Below are 2,104 nucleotides of genomic sequence, written 5' to 3' on the forward strand. Positions count from 1 at the left end.
ACGTCGAAGTGGTTCTCGTTAGATAATGCAAAATGTGATGCTACCCTGGGAGATGTCGTCCAGTCGAGAACCCGAGTGGGTAGGCCGTGATGTTGAGCGAGTGCAAGTTTATAAAGGAGCGCATCCGATGCGACTTCGCCAGGGCCAGCGTACTTTAGGAAATTGCGGAGCAGCGGCCGCTCGATTGCCGCAGCATGGTTCCCCATTCTTAGCAGGCTGGTTTCGAGCCCCCAGCGCCTGTCGCCCACACCGCGGAAAACAAAGTTTGATCGATATCGGCCATGCTTCGTGAGCGAGATATCGTACAGCATATCCTGAAATTCGCGGTAGTTAGCCGGTTCTAAATCGATGTCCATGCTGCCCTCCGAAGCCTGAACCAGTGATAGTTGGCACCTTTGTGCAGCACAACTAGAATCGATGTCCAGCTGTGGCAGTCTTCACACGATTCCCCATGCCCGAAACCTCCCCCTCCCGGTCATCTCGCGCAGGCCCAGTTCCAAAACAATCCGCCGCGCCGCCTGCGGCGTGACGTCCAGCGTCTTCGCCACCATCCCGGCCGACACCAATGGTTTTGCCATCACCAGCTCGACCAGCTCCGGCAGCTTTGAAGACGTCCGGCGTCCGCCCAGCTTTCGCTCAAACATTGTGCGCGCCAGAACCAACCGGTCATGCTCTTTCAGACCGAGCTCGGCGGCCGCGATCAGGCCTTGAGCAATGGCGAGCAACCGGGTCTCCCGATCACGATGGCGACGGCGATCGACGGGAATGGTTTTCAGGCCGAGATTGATGGCGGCAAGATGGGCGCCTGACGTGATGCCGACTTGGCGAAGGATCGACGCGCAAAGCAGCCGGCCAAGCCAGGGTGCGTGCTGTAGAACAGCAAGCTCGTTCCAGGCATCGAGGGCGACAATCGCCTGCAGCACCGCCGGTAGTTCTTGGGCTTGTCGCAACACGCCGCGCCATTCCTCCAGCCGGGCATCCTCGTCCCAGTCGAGGTCATAGACCAGTGCGTCTCTGTCTGCCGCACTGGCTCGGCCGGGCCGCGTTGCGTTTTCGATCGCGGCCTCCGACCGGGCGAGTACCGCATCGATGGCGGCATAGTCGACGCTGTGCAGATCTTTGGCGTCGTCACCATCGTCCCCCTCCCCTTCCGGATCGATGGCGACCGCTGACCAAATAACTTCGGCCGTCGTCGCCGCGTCCCCGCCGCCCGACCCGATCTCCGAGGTTTTCCGCAACGAGCGGATGCCGTCGGCAGAGATGGCCCAATCCGGGGATTGGCCGGCGATGCGCCGGCGGGTGCGCAAGACGTCGCGGGCGATTGTCAGTTCGTGGGTGGGTGTGCGAATATCGCGGGTAGCGTCGTGGAGGACGAGGTCCTCGAGATGGACCAGTTCGCCATCGATCCACAGGGAGGCGCAGGCGTCGGTGAAGTGGGACCGTTCGATCCAGCCCGCGCCGACCGGTGAGCGGGCGATGCGCTCGTCGAGACGTGTGAGCGCTATTGCCGCGTCGAAAGCAGGCCGCATCAAGGCAGTCACGCTGATTTTGGTGAGATCGTAAGCCATTGAAATCATGGTAAATGATTTGCTATAAGAACTCTATCTGAATATTAGGGTTCCTCACATAGTATGATTGGTGCTTGGCGTGCTAACCATCGATAAGTACCTCTTATCGATGGTAGTTGATTTGGAGTCGCAAATCAGCAAGAATCAGGGCAACTCACGGTCTAGAGGCCGCCGAAACCCGCTATTTTGGAGCGTCCGTGTTCAAAGCCAAAAAATCACTGACCGCCGTCGAGCGCCGCGCTGAAGAGCTCGATACAATCGCGTCCGTGCTGCCGCTGGAGCGCCGCGACGAGCTCGCCGAGCTCCTCACCGACCAGGATGTCGAGACGCTGCGCCATCTCGTCAACCAGGGCATGGGCGACAATACGCTCAGGGCGCTGACATCGGATCTTGCTTATCTCGAAGCCTGGGGACTGGCCGCCACCGGCAAATCGCTGCCCTGGCCAGCGCCCGAGGCGCTGCTGCTCAAATTCGTCGCCCATCACCTTTGGGATCCGCAGTGGCGGGAGACGGATGCCGATCACGGCATGCCGGCC

General features: G+C 60.5%; 2 protein-coding genes and 1 pseudogene. 1 reads left to right on the forward strand and 2 read right to left on the reverse strand.

The features are described from left to right. Positions 1 to 356: FRG domain-containing protein (locus VL202_RS12405; RefSeq protein ID WP_325464426.1), on the reverse strand; the 356-nt coding region annotated here is incomplete at its 3' end. An 81-nt stretch (positions 357 to 437) separates the two neighbouring features. Continuing rightward, positions 438 to 1,577, reverse strand: coding sequence for an RHE_PE00001 family protein (locus tag VL202_RS12410; protein ID WP_325464427.1), 1,140 nt, complete (start codon positions 1,575 to 1,577; stop codon positions 438 to 440). A 188-nt stretch (positions 1,578 to 1,765) separates the two neighbouring features. Between VL202_RS12410 and VL202_RS12415 the strand changes: the two are divergent. Next, positions 1,766 to 2,104 (forward strand): annotated as a pseudogene (locus VL202_RS12415) (integrase); the annotation flags it as partial.

It is taken from the genome of Pararhizobium sp., from assembly GCF_035497515.1.
In the GTDB taxonomy this organism is placed as follows: domain Bacteria; phylum Pseudomonadota; class Alphaproteobacteria; order Rhizobiales; family Rhizobiaceae; genus Pararhizobium.